Source organism: Luteimonas changyuni, assembly GCF_039548395.1.
Lineage (GTDB): Bacteria > Pseudomonadota > Gammaproteobacteria > Xanthomonadales > Xanthomonadaceae > Luteimonas.
Genome location: NZ_JBCLUZ010000011.1, coordinates 64,715 through 81,047, shown reverse-complemented (window position 1 = coordinate 81,047; position 16,333 = coordinate 64,715). Strand labels below are relative to the sequence as shown.

Sequence of the window (16,333 nt, the reverse complement as noted above, 5' to 3'; positions counted from 1 at the left end):
GGGTTGCGGATGAGCTGCCGCCGCACCATCCGGCGACCCACTGGGCTCTACACAGCGCCGCGCTGTTCCGGCTGCGCGCGATTTGTGAGCAAGACCCAAAGCGCAAAGCGGCCTTCCTGTTCTCTGCGACCGAAGCACTAGCGCCCGTTCGGCGCTGACAAAAATCCTTGGCAGGGGTGCGCCCTTCAACGCTGCACCTTTTAAGGCTTGGCACACAATGACAACTCCCCGATTTGCGGCCGCAGTAGGCGGCATGGCAAGCATTCCTCACTGGTTCCCGTGGCGCCTGGAATGGGACGCCAACAAAGGCAAGTTCGCAAAGCTTCCATGCACGTTGGACGGTGCACGCTGGCCAGTAGACGCAGCATCGCCAGCGAACTGGCATACATTCGACGCGGTACGCGACGCTGTAATCAGCCTCGACACGCCGGGCGCAGCGGTGCGCTACACGATGGGCTTCCGCCTCACAAGGGAAGCGGGCTACGTTCTATTTGACCTAGACCACGCCCTAGGCCAAGACAATCAATGGCAGCCCATCGTTAATGAGCTGTGCGCGCAGTTCGCTGGCGCGATGATCGAAGTGTCATCGTCTGGCCACGGGTTGCATATCATCGCCAGAACTTCCAGTGCGATGCCCGAACACCGCTGCAAGCCGTCACGCGACGTGGCAGCCAGTACAGCGCCGGTGGAACTTGAGCTGTACAGCGAGGGCCAGAGCATCGCGTTCGGATTCGGCGACCAGGTGCAAGGGTGCGCGGATACCTGCTTTGACTTCGCGCCACTGGTTGAATGCTACTTCAAGCGCGACGCGCTGCCGCTACCGATGTCGCCCGAGCGTGGCCACGCCGTAGGGTTCAACGGCACCGATGATGAGTTGATTAGGAAGGCGCTGTCAGCGCCCGTTAGCGCTGCTGTTGCGTTCGGCGGCAAAGCATCCGTTGCGGATTTGTGGAACGGGAAGTGCGCGGCTGACAGTCATGCCGATGCGGCCCTAGTCGCACACCTTGCATTCTGGTGCGGCCCCGATCCCGAGCGGATCGAACGTCTTATGCGTCGCTCCAACCTGATACGCCCCAAATGGAATGAGCGTCGGCCGGGCGGAAGCTATTTGACTCATACCATCGCCGAAATACTGGCAAAGACTGACACGTTTTATACCGAGCGGCCCACCACTGCAGAAGATGCAGCGGCCAGCGTGACCAGCGACCTTGCGAACGCCCACCGGCTCAACGCCGCGCATGGCCAGGACTTGATGCACGTCCCCGGCATTGGCTGGCATGTGTGGAGCGGCGGACCGTGGCGGCACGATGATGACCAGGCGCGGCGGCTGGCGTTCGGCCTTGGCCGGATCATCCAAGAGGAGGCGGACGCGCTCAGTTCTTGGGTTGAGGATTCGACCGTCGCGGGCAGCGATGAAGCGAAGCGGCGTGCCGACTTCCAAAAGACTTTGCGCCGGTGGGCGCGCTCATCGGAATTTGTCGTGTCAGTCCGGCACACGATGGAAGCGGCGCAAACGATGCTGGCAATAAAGGCTGACCAACTGGACGCCGACCCAATGCTAGTCGGCACACCTTCGGGCGTGATCGACTTGGCCACGGGTCAGCAGCGGCCACATGCGCGCGAGGATCGCATCACCAAACAAATCACAGTGGACTATGACCCGAGCGCCACTGCGCCGACGTGGGCGCGCTTCATTGACCGCATCATGGGGAGCGATGCGCAGCTGAAAGCGTACCTACAGACGATTTGCGGCTACATGCTGTCAGGTGTTCGCGGAGAACACGCGCTGCCGGTTCTCTACGGCAGCGGCGCGAACGGCAAATCGACCTTCCTTGCGACACTCCAGACATTGCTAGGCGACTATGCCGGCACCGCATCGCCGGGCCTGCTACTTGCGCGCAAGGATTCCGACCAGCTGGCAGCGATTGCCAGCCTGCGCGGCCTGCGCCTTGTCGTGGCCAGTGAGTCAGGCGAGACAGAAAGACTAGATGAGTCACGCGTTAAACAGATCACAGGTGGGGACCGGCTCACAGGACGGCCGCTCTATCAGAATTTTGTGGAGTTCACGCCTACACACCTGGTTGTATTGCAGACCAATCATCGGCCGCGCGTCACCGGGACGGATGGGGGCATTTGGAGACGGCTGAAGTTGGTGCCGTTCGCCGTCACGATTCCCGAAACCGAGCGTGACGCCGAACTGACAGCCAAGCTGCGCGCCGAACTGCCGGGAATCCTTGCTTGGTGCGTTGCAGGTTGGAACATGTACCGGCGGCACGGCTTCCAGGAGCCGGACGCAGTGAGGGCGGCAACGGCTGAGTATCGGAACGCGTCGGATGTAATCGGCCAGTTCATCGCGGATCGCTGCCGAGTTGGCCAGCAATTTTCTGTGTCCTCGTCCGCGCTCTATAATTTCTACCGCTTGTGGTGCGCCGAAAATGGCGAACACGTCCTGACCAATAAGGCCTTCAGCCTGAGAGTCGCTGAGAGGCCGGGACTTGTCAGGGTGCGGCAGAGTGCCGGCATGACGTGGCAAGGGCTGGACATCGCCGCCCACGCAGTCCTAGGGGATGCTAGCGGCAAGGTTGTTCCCATGCCCCATCGCGGATGACCACGGAATGTAGGGTTGTGTAGGGATGTAGGGTTCTCCCCATTGTTTACCACCTAGACGCTTCATCAGTAATTACTGTAATTACTGCTCAGATTTTCCTGACTAGGTAACAATGCTTAAACCCTACATCCCTACACAACCCTACACTGGATTATTGTCGTCAACGGAGCAATTACAGTAATTACCGTGGCCACCGCACAAAAGAAAGGCCCGCAGCGCCTTGGCAACGCTGCGGGCCTTGTGCAGCTTCACGGCTCACTCTTAGGCCGCTAGCCACTGCCGGGGTTTTGTTGGCGGCACTCGCCGGCTAATCCGCAGGCAGTCAGGATGAATCACCACGCGCATGGCCTGACAGCCCAGCACCCACGCGCGCTATTCGTTCCGCACGACCGTCAACGCTGGCGGTGCCTTCGGGGCGAACTTCCCACGCCCTGCCGTGATCACCTTGGCGCGGTCTACCTTGGACTGCTTCTTTCCCACTTCGCCCATCTTCGCGTGCTGATACGGCAGCAGCTGCTTTGCAGCGTCCGCGCGCACAGCGATAGGCAGCGTGGTCAGGTTCATCACGTCGGACAAAAACACCTTCGGGTCTGTGTACTTCTCGCGTGGCATCTTCGGAAGGGTGTTAGCCTTCGCTGACACGTTCGGTGCAGCAGCCTTGATCGCGGAGAGAACACCGGGATGCTTCATCAACTTGTCAGCAGCGACCGCTGCGCCGGTCACCGAGTAGCCGGCCGCAATGGCTGCATCCCGGTTGGCCACGCCGGCAACCTTGTTGGCGACGAACGCCTGCTGCTTTTCAGTGAGTTTCGTCATGGTTGGCGTACCTTTGAGGGGGAGTAATCCGCGCCACAGAGGGGACAGCGGGTCTATGTGTCAGTCAGGTGCCAGTGATTTATCGTCAACTGCGCGCCGCGGCAGGTTCTCCAGCCTGCGAACCTCGTCAGCGTCCATCCACGGTTCGCCGTTGAGCGCCTTGGCGTAGAACTCAGCACGCTGCGGCGCAGTGCCACGCAACAGCGCATCGACCGCATGTTCCGCGTAATAGCGTTGCCGCGCGATCGGCCCTAGCAGCTGTTGCGCGATGGCCGACTCCCACAGGTTGAGCCAACGCGTGAGGCTGAACTTTACGAATTGCTCGCCCAGTGATTCGACGTTGTTATAGCTCGCCTGCTCCAGCGTCTGTACCAGAATGGGCGGAACGCGATAGATGCGGCACACCTCGGTCACGCTGAAGTTCATGGCCTCAAGCCACTGCGCATCTTCGGCTGTCATGCCAATGCCTTCCAGCCTCAGCCCGCGCAGTCCCATGATCAGGGTTTTGCCCGCGTTCGCTGGAGATGCATAGTTGTCCATCGCACCACGCAACGCGGCCAGTTCCTCACTGGTAAGGTCGCGCTTGCTTTCGTTGTAAAGGATCGACGCAGGCCGCGCGCCACGCCCGAAGCTGTTAGCACCATGCGTGCGCAGCGATAGTGACAGCCCCAGCGTTTCGCGTGCAATGGCAATACGCGAGCGTCCAACAATGCTTCCAGGTTCGGTGCGGTCGCGCAGGTGCAGCACTTCATCCGACAGCAGATGCTGCACACGTCCATCATCGTCTGTGCAGTCATAGCGATAGCGGCCGCTGCCCAGGCGCACGATAGTCACGCGGGCGGGATTCATGGGATGCAGCGCCGTGACTTCGCCGGCCCCGTTGGATTCCTTCCGGGCGTAGGCGTTGCCATGCAGCAGCACCGCCGCTGTCATGGACTCCCGAAACTCCATGCCCGATTGGTAATCGTTCGGCCGGTCAAGCACGCGCGACAGCCAATGATCGTTGGCACGCTCCCGGCTCCCATCTTCATTGCGGCGGTAGGTGTGCAGAGGCAGGCAGGCCGTGGACTCACTCAATGCCTGTACGCACGCGAACACCGTGCTGATACTTTCCGCGCTGCGCGTATCAACGTGCGAGCCGGCAGCAGTAGTGCCGCCGCTACCAGTGAGCGCGCCCCATGATGGGTCGGCGCTGCGCTGCTCCCGCTTGAAAAGGTCAAATAGCTTCATTGCGTCAACTCCTAGCGGCAGGTGGCGAGCCAGTAGCGCATAAGCGTCAACTGGTTTTGCGGTTGCAGGCTGCGCAGGTGAACTTCGGTATCCGCATACGCTGGCCACGCCTGCACAATGGAGACTTCCCGAAGCTCCACGCTGCACAGTTCACGGGTGTCACCCTGCCAGCGGTCGCCGCCAGCGTTGACGACGAACCCGAAGCTGCAGCCGCCAAGGTCGCCACGCTCGGCCAGTGCAATCAAGTCACGGCCTGCAGCGGTGTCCGGGACTTCCAGCGTGAACGCCAGGCCGTCCCCATCTTCCTGCAGCTGCAGCGTGCCGCTACGGGTGCGGCCAAGCACGCGCGCCGGGTCGTGGTCAGCCAGTGCGATGATGTCCCGGCCGCTGGCCAGCGATGCAGCGAACGCACCAGGCCTGACAACTTCCGTAAAGCCGCCAATGGTCGTGGGGTTGTCGAACTTGGCGACGTAGCCGGACAGCTTGCGGCCATTGGCGGTGACGCCTGCGGTAGCTCTTTTCTCGATCATGGTCATGCGCTCCAAAGCACACAGCCCGCCACATCGACGGGCTGTGCGGGCTGACAGTTACGGCGCGTCGGCAGTCGCGATCACAAACGCTTCCTCGTGGCGTACCGCAACGTCCACCGTGGCGAAGGCGCGGACAAGCACGCCGCCGCGACGATAGGGCGCTTCGGCAAACGGGTTCACCAGGATTTCCACGGCTCCCCACTGCCCCAGAATCACCTGCGACCAGTCGCCAAGAATGGCGGTATCAGCCGGCGCGGCATTGCTCGACGCGACCGGCAGTTCGCCGATGGTTTTGGCCGTGGCGATGTAATCGCTGCCGGCACTGGCAGCTTTCAGCACGCCGCGCAGGGCAGTAAGCACGCCCGGTGACGTATACCAGCCGGACGGGTTGACGTTGAGCGCAGCAAGCATTTGCTCGATGGCCAGGACATCGGCCCAGGTGGCCGGCAGGTCAGCTTCCTGCACACCGGCACGATTGATGATGCCCAGCGGCTGCCCGTTCGCGCCGGTGCCGGCGATGATCGCGCGGTCCACTGCCTGCGCGATCGCAAACGACAGGTCATCACGCGCCAAATCCTCGACAGCCGGACTGGACTGCTGAATCAGCTGGCGGGAAAGCTCGGTGATGCCGCCGACGTGATGCGGGGTCAGTGCGACCGACTCAAATTCCATGTCCGCTTCCGGCAGTGCCTGCCCTTCCGTCACCCAGCCGACAGAAACGCCCGTGCCGGCCTTCGGGATGCTGACATTGCCAGTCAGGTCGGACAGGGTGCGCACACCCAGCGCACGCACCAGGAGCGAATTACGCAGCGGGCCGATAAAATCCTGCGGGCGATGCTGCGTACCCACCAGCCCGCCAGCGGTGCCGGTTGTGGTGGCGCGGCGCTCAAAGGCCGACAGCGGAACAAGGATGCCGCCATGCTTGGCCGAACCGTGACGGCGCTCCAACTCGGCGTGCGCTTCGGCTTCCGCACCGGTCAGGCTGCGACCCTCCATGCCAGCACGCAGCACGTTCAGCAGGCTTACGCGCTGCTCGGGGTTGTCGTGGCCGTTACCCGTGGTCACGGGGGTGCCGGCCGCGCGGCGCTCCTGGTCGTCCATGAACTGCTGCCGCGACTCGGCACCTTCCAGTTCCAGAATGATTGCCTTGATCGCGTCGAAGGCTGCAGCCTCGTCGGCGGTGAGCGCGCGGTTCTCGGTCGTGGCCTTGGCGAGCATGGCGCGCTGCTCGGCAACCTTGGCAGCCTTGCGCTGCCGGATTTCAGAAAGAGTCATGGCTATAGCTCCGGGGTTGTTTTTGGGGAGTCCCGGTTGGGCTAATTACGCGCGCGCGCGCGAACCTCCTAGCGTGGGATGCACTGGCACACGCTGGGATAGTTGGGGGAGGGCAGGCGGTGCCCGAAGTGCGCGGAATGTAGCGCCCGACAAACGGGCACCATACGGGCACCGGATGGAGGCCCGAAAAACGAACGGGCTAGGCCGCGAAGCCTAACCCGTTGATTTTACTGGTGCCGAAGGTGGGACTCGAACCCACACGGTTTTAAGGCCGGCGGATTTTGAATCCGCTGCGTCTACCGATTCCGCCACTTCGGCGCGGGCGGCAAGTATAGCGGCTGTGCGCGGCTTGCCGAGCGTCGCGTGCCGAGGTCGCGTGCCGCTCAGGCGGCCGCGTCGGTGCGCAGGGCGTTGTCGCGGCGCAGGTGCCATTCGCCGGCTACCGCCTCGAAGCGCGAGCACAGCTCCAGCGGCGCTTCGTAGACGTGCAGGGAGATCGCTATCGCATGCGGATCGGCGTTGCGGATGGTGTGGTATTCGTGCGGTGGAATGAGGCTGCCGGCGCTGCCCGGGCCCGCCTGGATACCGCCCGCGGAGCGGAAGCGGAAGCGCTCGCCGTCGCGCTCGAGCAGCTCGTACTGGTTGATCTCCAGCTCGCCTGCCCAGACGCCTTCCACGCACCAGCAGCCGGCATGGTCGTGGATGGGCGTGCCCTGGCCGGGCCCCCAGGTCATGGCGACCACGCTGTAGCCGTGCCTGGCGCTGCGATACAGCTCGCGGCGGGCGTAGTGGTCGGTGACCGGCTCATGGATGAAGGCGGGCAGGCGCACCGCGGGATCGCGGATCACCCCGCACAGGAAGCTGCGCAGCGCCGCGGTGACCGCATGGCCATCGCCTGCGCCGACCGCTTCGTCGATGCCGGCGACCAGCAGCTCGCGTCCGGGGAAATCAATGTCGGGCAGCGCGCCGGGGGCGCGTTCGCTGGCTTGGGTCATGGCCCGAGTGTACGACGGCCCGGGCAGGCGGGTCGCCGCGCTGCAGCATGCGCGGCGGGGCCACAGGCGCAGTGCGCAGACGCAGGGCCAGCCTCAGAGCCCAGCCAGGAAGTCGCCGATCGCCGGGGAAAAGCGCGCGAAATCGACCAGGAAGGCGTCGTGGCCCTGAGGCGACTCCAGCGGCAGCAGGGTCGACTCGGCGCCGCCGGCGCGCAGGCCGTCAGCAATCTCTTCCTGCTGCTGCAGAGGAAACAGGATGTCGGTATGGACGCCGATCGCCAGCGCGCGCTCGAGACGGATGAGCGCAAGGCCATCCGCCGTGGTGCCGCCACAGGATTCGCCGATATCGAACCAGTCCATGCAGCGGCTGAGGTACAGATAGCAGTTGGGATCGAAGTTGCGCACGAAGCGCCGCGCATGCGCTTCAAGGTAGCTTTCAACCTCGAACTCGAGGCCGAAGGGATCCTCGTCGTCGCGGCGGTCTGAATCCAGGCGCACGCGCCCGAAGCGGCCATCCCATTCCAGCGCCGAACGGTAGGTGATGACGCCGAGCTTGCGCGCCATGCGCATGCCGCTTTCGGGATAGGACTCCTCGTCGTACTCGCCGTTGCTCCAGTTCGGATCCAGGCGGATGGCCTCGCGCTGCAGCGAGCGGATGGCGATCGAGAACGGCAGCGCGCGCGCGGCTCCGGAGACATTGACGTGGCTGCGGGCGATGCCGGGATGGCGCGCGAGCAGGGCCAGCGCGGCCATGCCGCCCATGGAGTTTCCGATCACGCAGGCCAGTCGTTCAATGCCAAGCGCGCGTACCACGTGGGCGGCGGTGTCGGCGATGTCCTCGATGGCGACGTCCGGAAACGACAGGCCATAGGCACGACCCGTGGCCGGATCGATCGACGCCGGTCCGCTTGAACCCTTGCAGCTGCCGAGTGCGTTGACGCAGACCACGTGCCAGCGTTCGGTGTCGATCGCCTTGCCCGGCCCAAGCATGGCCTCCCACCAGCCCGGCGACGGGTCATCGGCGCTGGCCGCGGCATGCGCGTCCGGCGACAGGCCGGTGAGGATGAGGATCGAGTTGTCGCCCGCGGCGCTGCGGCGGCCCCAGGTTTCGCAGGCGATGCGGCCGTGCAACAGCTCGCCGCCGCGCTTCATGGCGAAGGGCGAGGGGAGGTCGATGAAACGCGTGCCGGGCGGGATGAATTCGGTCATGGCCGCAAGTTTAACGGCCGCCACCGCGCGTGTCGGTCGGGACGGACCGCGTCTAGCGTCGGTGGCGCGCCGGCGTCGTCCGGGATCAAGTGATGCCCTGGGCCAGCATGGCATCGGCCACGCGCACGAAGCCGGCGATGTTGGCGCCGTCGAGGTAGCTCACCGTGCCGTCGTCGCGGCGGCCGTGTTCGACGCAGGTGGCATGGATGTCCCGCATGATCTGCCGCAGCCGTCCGTCGACTTCGTCGGCGCTCCAGCCCAGGCGCATCGCGTTCTGGCTCATCTCCAGTCCCGACGCCGCGACCCCGCCGGCGTTGCTGGCCTTGCCCGGCGCGTAGAGCACGCCCGCGGATTCGAAGATTCTGGCCGCCTCCCGCGTCGAGGGCATGTTGGCGCCCTCGGCGACGCAGCGCACGCCGTTGTCGACCAGCCGCTTGGCGTCGCTGGCGTCGATCTCGTTCTGGGTGGCGCAGGGCAGGGCGACATCGACCGGCACCGACCACGGCCGCATGCCGGCCTCGAAGCGCGCTCCGACGCGCTCGGCATAGTCACTGACCCGGCCGTAGAGGTGGTTCTTCACCTCCATGAGCTCGGCCAGCTTGTCCGTGCTGAAGCCGTCCTCGTCGATGACCGTGCCGCTGGAGTCGGACACCGTCACCACCCTGGCGCCGACCTCCATCGCCTTTTCGATCGCGCACTGGGCGACGTTGCCCGAGCCCGACACCGACACCCGCAGGCCGTCGAGCTCGGCGTCCTGGCGCGCCAGCATTTCCTGCGCGAAATAGACGGTGCCGTAGCCCGTCGACTGCGGCCGCATGAGCGAACCGCCAGAGGCCAGGCTCTTGCCGGTGAACACGCAGTCGGCGCGGTTGCTGAGCTTCCTCATCATCCCGGCCATGAAGCCGATCTCGCGGCTGCCAACGCCGATGTCGCCCGCGGGCACGTCGGTGTGGGCGCCGATGTGCCGGGACAGCTCGGTAACGAAGCCCTGGCAGAAGCGCATCACCTCGCCGGGGCTCTTGCCCTTGGGGTCGAAGTCCGATCCGCCCTTGGCGCCGCCCATCGGCAGGGTGGTCAGCGCGTTCTTGAAGGTCTGCTCGAAGGCGAGGAACTTCAGCACCGACAGGTTCACCGAGGGATGGAAGCGCAGGCCGCCCTTGTAGGGTCCCAGCGCGTTGTTGTGCTGCACGCGATAGCCGCGGTTGACCCGCACTTCGCCGTGGTCGTCGACCCAGGTGACCCGGAACAGCACCGTCCGGTCGGGTTCGACCAGGCGCTCGAGCAGGCCCTGGCTGGCATAACGCGGATGCGCGGAGAGGAACGGCCAGAGGCTGTCCACGACCTCGGTGACCGCCTGCAGGAACTCGGGCTGGCCGGGATTGCGCTGTTCGACCCGGGCCAGGAAATCCGCGGAGGATTCATGTTTCATGCGTGACATGTCTCCCGGGGCGGATGGGTCGATGCTGCAGCGCAGCATCGATCATGTCAAGCGCAGGTCACTCCGCGCCGAGGATCAGCTCGATCACCTCGTCGCCCGGCAGGGAGACGCGGACGGCGGCCGATTCGACGTCGTCCGCGCTGCGCTCGACCGTGCCGGAGGCGGAGATGCGCGCTGAAACCAGGACGGTGTCGAGCTGCGACAGGACCTGCGTCGGCATCGGGCTGTCGGCGTCATCGAGCACGATGTCCAGCGGCAGTGCGGACACGGGGTGGCGCTCCGCGGCCACCGGCATCGGGGGACCGTCGGGGTCACGCGCCATGACGAACACGATGCCTTCGCCGCCGAGCCGTTCGGCGAGGCCGGGGGCCAGCGAAATGCGTACGCGCAGGCCGCCCGAAGATCCCGCTCCGGTGCCTTGGCCGGCAGCGGTTGCGACCGCTGGCGCGGCCACGGATCCGGCGGCGGATCCGGTTGCCGCTGGCAGGCCCGCTGCCGCGCGCGCGTCTCCGATCTGCGTGCGCAGGCTGGCGGCGGTGGCGGGGTCGACCTCGTCCAGCATGGCTTCCCAGGTCGCGACCGCTTCCGCGTCCATGCCGCGCTGGCGCTGGGCCACGCCGATGAACCAGCGCGCGCGCTGGTTTGATGGCTGCAGCGTTGCGGCGCGCTGCAGCAGGGCGAGCGCCTGGTCTTCGAACAGATTCTGCGGATGGGCCTGGGCGCTGGCCTGCGCGAACTCGACCATCAGCGACGGCTCATCGGGGACCAGCTCGAGCGCCCTTGCATACGCGTCGCGCGCGCCGGCGGCATCGCCCTGCACCGACAGCGAGCGGGCGAGGAGTCCCCAGCCTTCCGGCTGTTGCGGATTGCGTTCCAGTTCGGCGCGCAGCTGGACCACGGCTTCGGCGAACTCGGCGGGATCGGCGTGGGCCGCGTCGCCGCCGGCCATCGCCACCGGCGCGCGCGCGCTCGGATCAAGCGCGGCGGGCGTGCCCAGCAGCTGGTACAGGCCGACTGAAAGCAGGGGAGCCACGGCCAGCACGGCAAGCCAGGTGCGCGGCGAGCCGCGGCGCAGCGGTGCGGCAACCAGCGCGGTGGCCACCAGCGACCCGAACAGCACGACAAGCATGAAGACAACGGTCATTACCACTCCTGTCCGTCGTCGACGGGATCCAGCGCGACGCGGTTGCGGGCCGCACGCTTGCGCACCACCACCACCAGGACCACGGCACCGCCAAGCAGCACGATCCCCGGTCCCAGCCACAGCAGCAGCGTGCCGCCGCCGAACTGCGGACGATAGAGCACGAACTCGCCGTAGCGATCGACCAGGAAGGTCTTGATCTCGGCGTCGCTGCGGCCTTCGCGCATCAGGCTGAAGACTTCGCGGCGCAGGTCATGCGCGATCGGCGCGTCGGAGTCGGCCAGCGACTGGTTCTGGCACATCACGCAGCGCAGCTCGAGGGTCAGCTTGTGGAAGCGTCGTTCCTCGGCGCGGTCGTGGAACTCGAGGGGCTGCGCGTTGCGCGCGGCCTGGGCCGAAGCAGGTGCCGGCACCAGGGCCAGCGACAGTGCGACCAGCAGCAGCGCCAGCAGCCCGCCGGAAAGCGTCATGCGCATGTTCATCCGTCGGCCTCCATGGCTTCGACCATCGGTGCAACCACCGTGTCGATGAGCTCGTCGCTCACCGGGCCCACGTGCTTCCAGCGCACGATGCCGTCGGCGTCGACCAGGAAAGTTTCGGGCGCCCCGTAGATGCCCCATTCGATCGCGGCGTCGCTGTCGTAATCGGTGACCACGACCCAGTACGGATTGCCGAACTGTTCCAGCCAGCGCAGTGCATCCTCGGGCTCGTCCTTCCAGTTGTAGCCGACCACGCGGATCTTCTTCGTTTCCGCGTAGCGCGCCAGCACCGGGTGCTCGACCTGGCAGGCCGGGCACCAGCTGCCCCAGACGTTCATCAGGTAGGGCTGGCCCTGCAGCTCCGCGGTACCGACGCGGTAGCTGGCGTCGTGCAGCACCGGCAGCGAGAACTCGGGCGCGGGCTTGCCGATCAGCGGCGAGGGCAGGGATTCGCGATCGGGGCGGTCGGAGCGGCTCACGCCCCAGCCCAGCAGCACCAGCAGCAGCAGGAATCCGCCGAACAGGACCACGGTCAGCAGCTTGCGGCTACCGCCGTCGGCGTCGGCGCCGGGAGGCAGCGGCGCGCTCATCGTGGCTGTTCCTTTTTCAGCGGCAGGCGGAAGCGGCGGTCGCAGGCGGTGACCAGGCCGCCCAGCGCCATCAGCACCGCGCCGGCCCAGATCCAGCGGATGAAGGGTTTGATGTGCAGGCGGACGGCCCATGCGTCGCCGCCCAGCGGTTCACCCAGGGCAACGAAGATGTCGGCGCGGACGCCGGCGTGGATGCCGGCATCGGTCATCACCTGGCCGCCGCTGGCGTAGGCGCGCTTCTCCGGATGCAGCAGCACCAGGGGCTTGTCATCGCGGAACACCTGCACCAGGCCGCGGTCGGCCATGTAGTTCGGTCCCGGCACGCGTTCGACGCCGTCGAAGCGGAATGCATAGCGGCCGATGGTCTGCGTTTCACCCGGCACCATGGGCACCTCGCGCAGCACGTTCTGCGCTTCGACCAGCATCGCGCCCAGCACGAACACCGCGACGCCGAGGTGGCCCAGCACCATGCCGAACATTTCCGGGGTGAAGCTGCGGCCCTTGGCACGCACGCGCGTCCACGCGAAGCGCAGCGTGCCCAGTGCGACCCAGGCTGCGGCGCCCACGCCAAGGCCGGTCTTGAGCGCGCCCTGCGGCGCCTTGAACCAGGCGATGACGCCCAGAAGCACGGCCAGGCCGAGCCAGGGCGCGAGCATCGCCAGCGGCTTCGAGGCCTGTTCCTGCTGCCAGCGCGTCAGCGGCCCGAAGGGCACCAGCATCACCAGCGGCGCCATCAACACCAGGAACAGGGTGCCGAAGTAGGGCGGGCCGACCGAAACCTTGCCCAGGTCCAGCGCGTCGGCGATCAGCGGATACAGCGTGCCCAGCAGCACCATCGCGCAGGCGGACGCCAGCAGCAGGTTGTTCACCAGCAGCAGGGTCTCGCGCGAGGAGGCCGCGAAGGGTTTGCCCTGCGCCAGGCGCGGCGCGCGGGTCACGTAGACCAGCAGCGCGCCGCCGATCACCGCGCCCAGGAACACCAGGATGAAAAGACCGCGCGAAGGGTCGGCGGCGAAGGAATGCACGCTGGTCAGCACGCCCGAGCGCACCAGGAACGCGCCCAGCAGCGACAGCGAGAACGCCGCGATCGCCAGCAGCATCGTCCAGCTGCCGAAGCTGCCGCGCTTCTCGGTGACCGCCTGCGAATGGATCAGCGCCGCGCCCACAAGCCAGGGCATGAAGCTCGCGTTCTCGACCGGATCCCAGAACCACCAGCCGCCCCAGCCGAGTTCGTAGTAGGCCCACCAGCTGCCCATGGCGATGCCGACGGTGAGGAAGGCCCAGGCGACGTTGGTCCACGGCCGCGACCAGCGCAGCCAGCGCGCGTCGACCGCGCCCTCGAGCAGCGCCGCGAGCGAGAACGCGAACGGCACCACGAAGCCGATGTAGCCGATGTACAGCAGGGGCGGGTGAATGATCATCCCCGGGTCCTGCAGCAACGGATTGAGGTCGTGCCCCTCGGCGACCGCCGGCAGCAGCCGCGCGAAGGGATTGGAGGTGAACACCATGAACGACAGGAAGCCGACCGCCACCAGGCCGATCACGCCGAGCGCGCGCGCCCGGAAGCTCCACGGGATGCGGCCCGATGCCAACGCGACTGCGGCATTCCACACCGCCAGCATCAGCGCCCACAGCAGCAGCGAGCCTTCATGCGCGCCCCAGACCGCGGTGTAGCGATAGACCAGTGGCAGCAGCGAATTGGAGTTGTCGGCCACGTACTTGACCGAGAAGTCCTGCATCACGAAGGCCAGGGTCAGCAGCACGTAGCCGGTCAGCACCAGCACCAGCTGCGCGAGCGCCGCCGGTCGCGTGACCGCGGCCAGGTCCTCGCGTCCGCGCGCCGCGCCGACGAGGCCGGTGATGCCCTGGAGGACGGCGAATACCAGTGCCAGCGCAAGGACCGCCTGGCCGATCTCGGGCAGCACCTAGAGGGCGCCTTCGGGCTGCGGCGCGGGCACGTCGACGTTGTGCTTCTCGTGCGCCAGGCCCATCTTGTCGGCCACTTCCTTGGGCACGTAGGTCTCGTCGTGCTTGGCCAGCACGTCCTCGGCGACGAAGGTGCCATCGGCGCGCATGCGGCCGGTGGCGACCACCGACTGGTTCTCGCGGAACAGGTCCGGGAGGATGCCCGAGAACACCACCGGCATCAGCGCATCGCCGTCGCTGACCATGAAGCGCGCCTCCATCGAACCCGGCGTGCGCTCGAGCGACCCGTCGGCGACCATGCCGCCCAGGCGGAAGCGGGTCTCGCCCGAGGCGACGTCGGCGCCGGCACGGCCGTCGAGGATTTCGGCCGGGGTGAACAGGTAGGCGACGTTGCGCTGCAGGGCCATGGCCACCAGGACGGCCACCAGGGCGGAGGCGGCGACGATGGCGAGCACGAACCAGAGGCGTCGGCGGCGGGTGGGATTCATCGGCGAAGCTCCGTGGAACGGTCGGGTCGGTCGGGACGAACAGTACGGCGCGCCGCGAGCCGGCGTGCGGCACGCAGCTGGCGCGCAATGGCGAGCCGCGGGGCAATGAAGTCCCAGGCCAGCATCAGGGCGAACACCGCGTAGGCGGCGATGACGTATTCGAGATAGCTCATTCGCGTGCTCCGGCGGCGGACGCTGCGGCGAGCCGGCGGACCCAGTCCTTGCCGGCCTCGCGCTGCAGGTTGTCGGCGCGCGCGCGCGCCAGCAGTGAACCGGCAAACCAGAGCTTGGTGCCGATCAGCATCCACACCAGCGGCGGCAGCATGCTCGGGTCCATCGAGGACTCGCCGAACACGCGGATGGTCTGGCCCTGGTGCAGCGAATTCCACCACACCACCGAATAGCGGATGATCGGCAGCATCACCACGCCGACCAGCGCCAGCAGGCCCGCGGCGCGCGCGGCGGTGCGGCGGTCGTCGATGGCCTGGTACAGGCCGATCACGCCCAGGTAGAGGAACAGCAGCACCAGCTGGCTGGTCAGGCGCGGATCCCAGTCCCACCAGGTGCCCCACATCGGCTTGCCCCAGATCGAACCGGTGACCAGGGTGACGAAGGTGAAGGCCGCGCCGATGGGTGCGCAGGCCATGGCGAGGATCTCGCAGAGCTTGATCCGCCAGATGAGCGCGATCGCGGAATAGAGCGCCATAAGCCCGAACACGAGCAGGCTCATCCATGCCGCGGGCACGTGGATGTACAGGATGCGGAAGCTGTCGCCCTGCTGGTAGTCGGCGGGCACCTGGAACAGCGCACCGTACACGCCCCAGGCCATCACCAGCGCGCCCAGCGCGTAGCCCCAGGGGGACCATCTGGCGGCAAAGCGGTCGAAATAGGGCGGTGAGCCAAGCTGGTGGAACCAGCGGATCACCGGATTCATGTCGGACATCGTTTTCGCTGGCAGGAGGTGGGGCTGGCCCCGCTGTTCGCCGGCTCAAGGCCTGCCGGGGGCCTTGGCCAGGCAGGCCATTCTTTCAGGTTTGGCCCCCCGGGCCAAGCACGCGGAACGGCACCGGGCCGTTCCGCGGAGGTACGCAATGGCGCTTACTTGACGGTGATGGTGCCCTTCATGAGCGCCGAGTGGCCCGGGAAGCTGCAGAAGAACGAATTCGGGCCCGCGCCGAGCTTGGCGACCGGGAAGGTCACCGAGGTGCTTTCGCCACCGCCGACGAGCTTCGAGTGCGCAATGACGCGGCTGTCGCCGACCTTGACGTAGTCCGCGGCCGCGCCGGCCTTGATGCCGTCGGCGTCGATGCCCTTCATGTCGGCCGTGGCGGCGACCACGACGTTGTGGCCCATCGCGACCTTCGGCAGCTGGCCGGTGTGCTTGAGATTGATGGTGAAATCCTTGCAGCTCTTGTCGACGTCGATGTTGGCGACGTTGAACTTCATTGCGTCGTTGCCTTCGAGGTCGACCGCACAGGTCGCGGCCATGGCAGCGGGGGCGCCGAGGATGAGGGCGGAAGCGAAGAGGATTTTGCGAAGCATGGTGAGACTCCAGGGAGTGCGGGGATAGTGTGTAACTGCCATTACATGATACCCCCGAACGCCGAA

Annotated in this window: 16 protein-coding genes and 1 tRNA gene; 1 reads left to right on the top strand and 16 read right to left on the bottom strand. The window is 66.4% G+C overall.

The window, feature by feature from the left end:
• Positions 1-253 precede the first annotated feature (253 nt).
• A complete protein-coding gene (locus tag WCD84_RS06550) occupies positions 254-2,608 on the top strand; it encodes a phage/plasmid primase, P4 family (protein ID WP_343280822.1) in 2,355 nt (784 codons plus the stop codon).
• A gap of 372 nt (positions 2,609-2,980) precedes the next feature.
• On the opposite strand, the gene WCD84_RS06545 is transcribed toward WCD84_RS06550, so the two are convergent.
• The 16 genes from WCD84_RS06545 to azu all read right to left on the bottom strand — a co-directional run bounded on the left by WCD84_RS06545 (position 2,981) and on the right by azu (position 16,267).
• Positions 2,981-3,424, bottom strand: coding sequence for a terminase small subunit (locus WCD84_RS06545; RefSeq protein WP_343280821.1), 444 nt, complete (start codon positions 3,422-3,424; stop codon positions 2,981-2,983).
• A gap of 60 nt (positions 3,425-3,484) precedes the next feature.
• Positions 3,485-4,654: a phage portal protein gene (locus WCD84_RS06540; protein WP_343280820.1), complete on the bottom strand. Its 1,170-nt coding sequence runs from the start codon at positions 4,652-4,654 to the stop codon at positions 3,485-3,487.
• An 11-nt stretch (positions 4,655-4,665) separates the two neighbouring features.
• Positions 4,666-5,190 (bottom strand): HK97 family phage prohead protease, encoded by a 525-nt coding sequence (locus WCD84_RS06535; RefSeq protein WP_343280819.1) that lies wholly within the window; start codon positions 5,188-5,190, stop codon positions 4,666-4,668.
• A gap of 51 nt (positions 5,191-5,241) precedes the next feature.
• Positions 5,242-6,459, bottom strand: coding sequence for a phage major capsid protein (locus WCD84_RS06530; protein ID WP_343280818.1), 1,218 nt, complete (start codon positions 6,457-6,459; stop codon positions 5,242-5,244).
• Positions 6,460-6,690: 231 nt separating this feature from the next.
• Positions 6,691-6,777 (bottom strand) — tRNA-Leu (locus WCD84_RS06525).
• A 65-nt stretch (positions 6,778-6,842) separates the two neighbouring features.
• Positions 6,843-7,454, bottom strand: a complete 612-nt coding sequence (locus WCD84_RS06520) for a cysteine dioxygenase family protein (protein ID WP_343280817.1) — start codon at positions 7,452-7,454, stop codon at positions 6,843-6,845.
• Between the two features lie 93 nt (positions 7,455-7,547).
• Complete coding sequence (gene metX / locus WCD84_RS06515) at positions 7,548-8,663, bottom strand: homoserine O-acetyltransferase MetX (protein ID WP_343254426.1); 1,116 nt, start codon at positions 8,661-8,663, stop codon at positions 7,548-7,550.
• Positions 8,664-8,748: 85 nt separating this feature from the next.
• The gene (gene gdhA / locus WCD84_RS06510; protein WP_343280816.1) at positions 8,749-10,092 is read right to left on the bottom strand and encodes an NADP-specific glutamate dehydrogenase; all 1,344 of its coding nucleotides are present in this window, start codon (positions 10,090-10,092) and stop codon (positions 8,749-8,751) included.
• Between the two features lie 67 nt (positions 10,093-10,159).
• Positions 10,160-11,245 (bottom strand): tetratricopeptide repeat protein, encoded by a 1,086-nt coding sequence (locus tag WCD84_RS06505; RefSeq protein ID WP_343280815.1) that lies wholly within the window; start codon positions 11,243-11,245, stop codon positions 10,160-10,162.
• Entirely contained in the window at positions 11,245-11,724 is a 480-nt protein-coding gene (locus WCD84_RS06500) for a cytochrome c-type biogenesis protein (protein ID WP_343280814.1), read from the bottom strand. Before WCD84_RS06500 ends, WCD84_RS06505 begins: the two co-directional genes overlap by 1 nt.
• Complete coding sequence (locus tag WCD84_RS06495; RefSeq protein WP_343280813.1) at positions 11,721-12,311, bottom strand: DsbE family thiol:disulfide interchange protein; 591 nt, start codon at positions 12,309-12,311, stop codon at positions 11,721-11,723. The genes WCD84_RS06500 and WCD84_RS06495 overlap by 4 nt, the downstream gene beginning before the upstream one ends.
• On the bottom strand, positions 12,308-14,236 hold the full coding sequence (locus WCD84_RS06490) for a heme lyase CcmF/NrfE family subunit (protein ID WP_343280812.1): 1,929 nt from the start codon (positions 14,234-14,236) through the stop codon (positions 12,308-12,310). The genes WCD84_RS06495 and WCD84_RS06490 overlap by 4 nt, the downstream gene beginning before the upstream one ends.
• Complete coding sequence (gene ccmE, locus WCD84_RS06485; protein ID WP_343280811.1) at positions 14,237-14,725, bottom strand: cytochrome c maturation protein CcmE; 489 nt, start codon at positions 14,723-14,725, stop codon at positions 14,237-14,239.
• Positions 14,722-14,898 (bottom strand): heme exporter protein CcmD, encoded by a 177-nt coding sequence (ccmD, locus tag WCD84_RS06480; RefSeq protein ID WP_343280810.1) that lies wholly within the window; start codon positions 14,896-14,898, stop codon positions 14,722-14,724. Before ccmD ends, ccmE begins: the two co-directional genes overlap by 4 nt.
• Positions 14,895-15,659: a heme ABC transporter permease gene (locus WCD84_RS06475; protein ID WP_343280843.1), complete on the bottom strand. Its 765-nt coding sequence runs from the start codon at positions 15,657-15,659 to the stop codon at positions 14,895-14,897. The genes ccmD and WCD84_RS06475 overlap by 4 nt, the downstream gene beginning before the upstream one ends.
• Before the next feature lie 164 nt (positions 15,660-15,823).
• Complete coding sequence (azu, locus tag WCD84_RS06470; protein WP_343254417.1) at positions 15,824-16,267, bottom strand: azurin; 444 nt, start codon at positions 16,265-16,267, stop codon at positions 15,824-15,826.
• Positions 16,268-16,333: the final 66 nt, after the last annotated feature.

Excerpts from the sequence above, each read along its gene's own strand:
- WCD84_RS06550 (WP_343280822.1), top strand. The coding sequence starts at position 254 with ATGGCAAGCATTCCTCACTGGTTCCCGTGGCGCCTGGAATGGGACGCC.
- WCD84_RS06545 (WP_343280821.1), bottom strand. The coding sequence starts at position 3,424 with ATGACGAAACTCACTGAAAAGCAGCAGGCGTTCGTCGCCAACAAGGTT.
- WCD84_RS06540 (WP_343280820.1), bottom strand. The coding sequence starts at position 4,654 with ATGAAGCTATTTGACCTTTTCAAGCGGGAGCAGCGCAGCGCCGACCCA.
- WCD84_RS06535 (WP_343280819.1), bottom strand. The coding sequence starts at position 5,190 with ATGACCATGATCGAGAAAAGAGCTACCGCAGGCGTCACCGCCAATGGC.
- WCD84_RS06530 (WP_343280818.1), bottom strand. The coding sequence starts at position 6,459 with ATGACTCTTTCTGAAATCCGGCAGCGCAAGGCTGCCAAGGTTGCCGAG.
- WCD84_RS06520 (WP_343280817.1), bottom strand. The coding sequence starts at position 7,454 with ATGACCCAAGCCAGCGAACGCGCCCCCGGCGCGCTGCCCGACATTGAT.
- metX (WP_343254426.1), bottom strand. The coding sequence starts at position 8,663 with ATGACCGAATTCATCCCGCCCGGCACGCGTTTCATCGACCTCCCCTCG.
- gdhA (WP_343280816.1), bottom strand. The coding sequence starts at position 10,092 with ATGAAACATGAATCCTCCGCGGATTTCCTGGCCCGGGTCGAACAGCGC.
- WCD84_RS06505 (WP_343280815.1), bottom strand. The coding sequence starts at position 11,245 with ATGACCGTTGTCTTCATGCTTGTCGTGCTGTTCGGGTCGCTGGTGGCC.
- WCD84_RS06500 (WP_343280814.1), bottom strand. The coding sequence starts at position 11,724 with ATGAACATGCGCATGACGCTTTCCGGCGGGCTGCTGGCGCTGCTGCTG.
- WCD84_RS06495 (WP_343280813.1), bottom strand. The coding sequence starts at position 12,311 with ATGAGCGCGCCGCTGCCTCCCGGCGCCGACGCCGACGGCGGTAGCCGC.
- ccmE (WP_343280811.1), bottom strand. The coding sequence starts at position 14,725 with ATGAATCCCACCCGCCGCCGACGCCTCTGGTTCGTGCTCGCCATCGTC.
- ccmD (WP_343280810.1), bottom strand. The coding sequence starts at position 14,898 with ATGAGCTATCTCGAATACGTCATCGCCGCCTACGCGGTGTTCGCCCTG.
- WCD84_RS06475 (WP_343280843.1), bottom strand. The coding sequence starts at position 15,659 with ATGAATCCGGTGATCCGCTGGTTCCACCAGCTTGGCTCACCGCCCTAT.
- azu (WP_343254417.1), bottom strand. The coding sequence starts at position 16,267 with ATGCTTCGCAAAATCCTCTTCGCTTCCGCCCTCATCCTCGGCGCCCCC.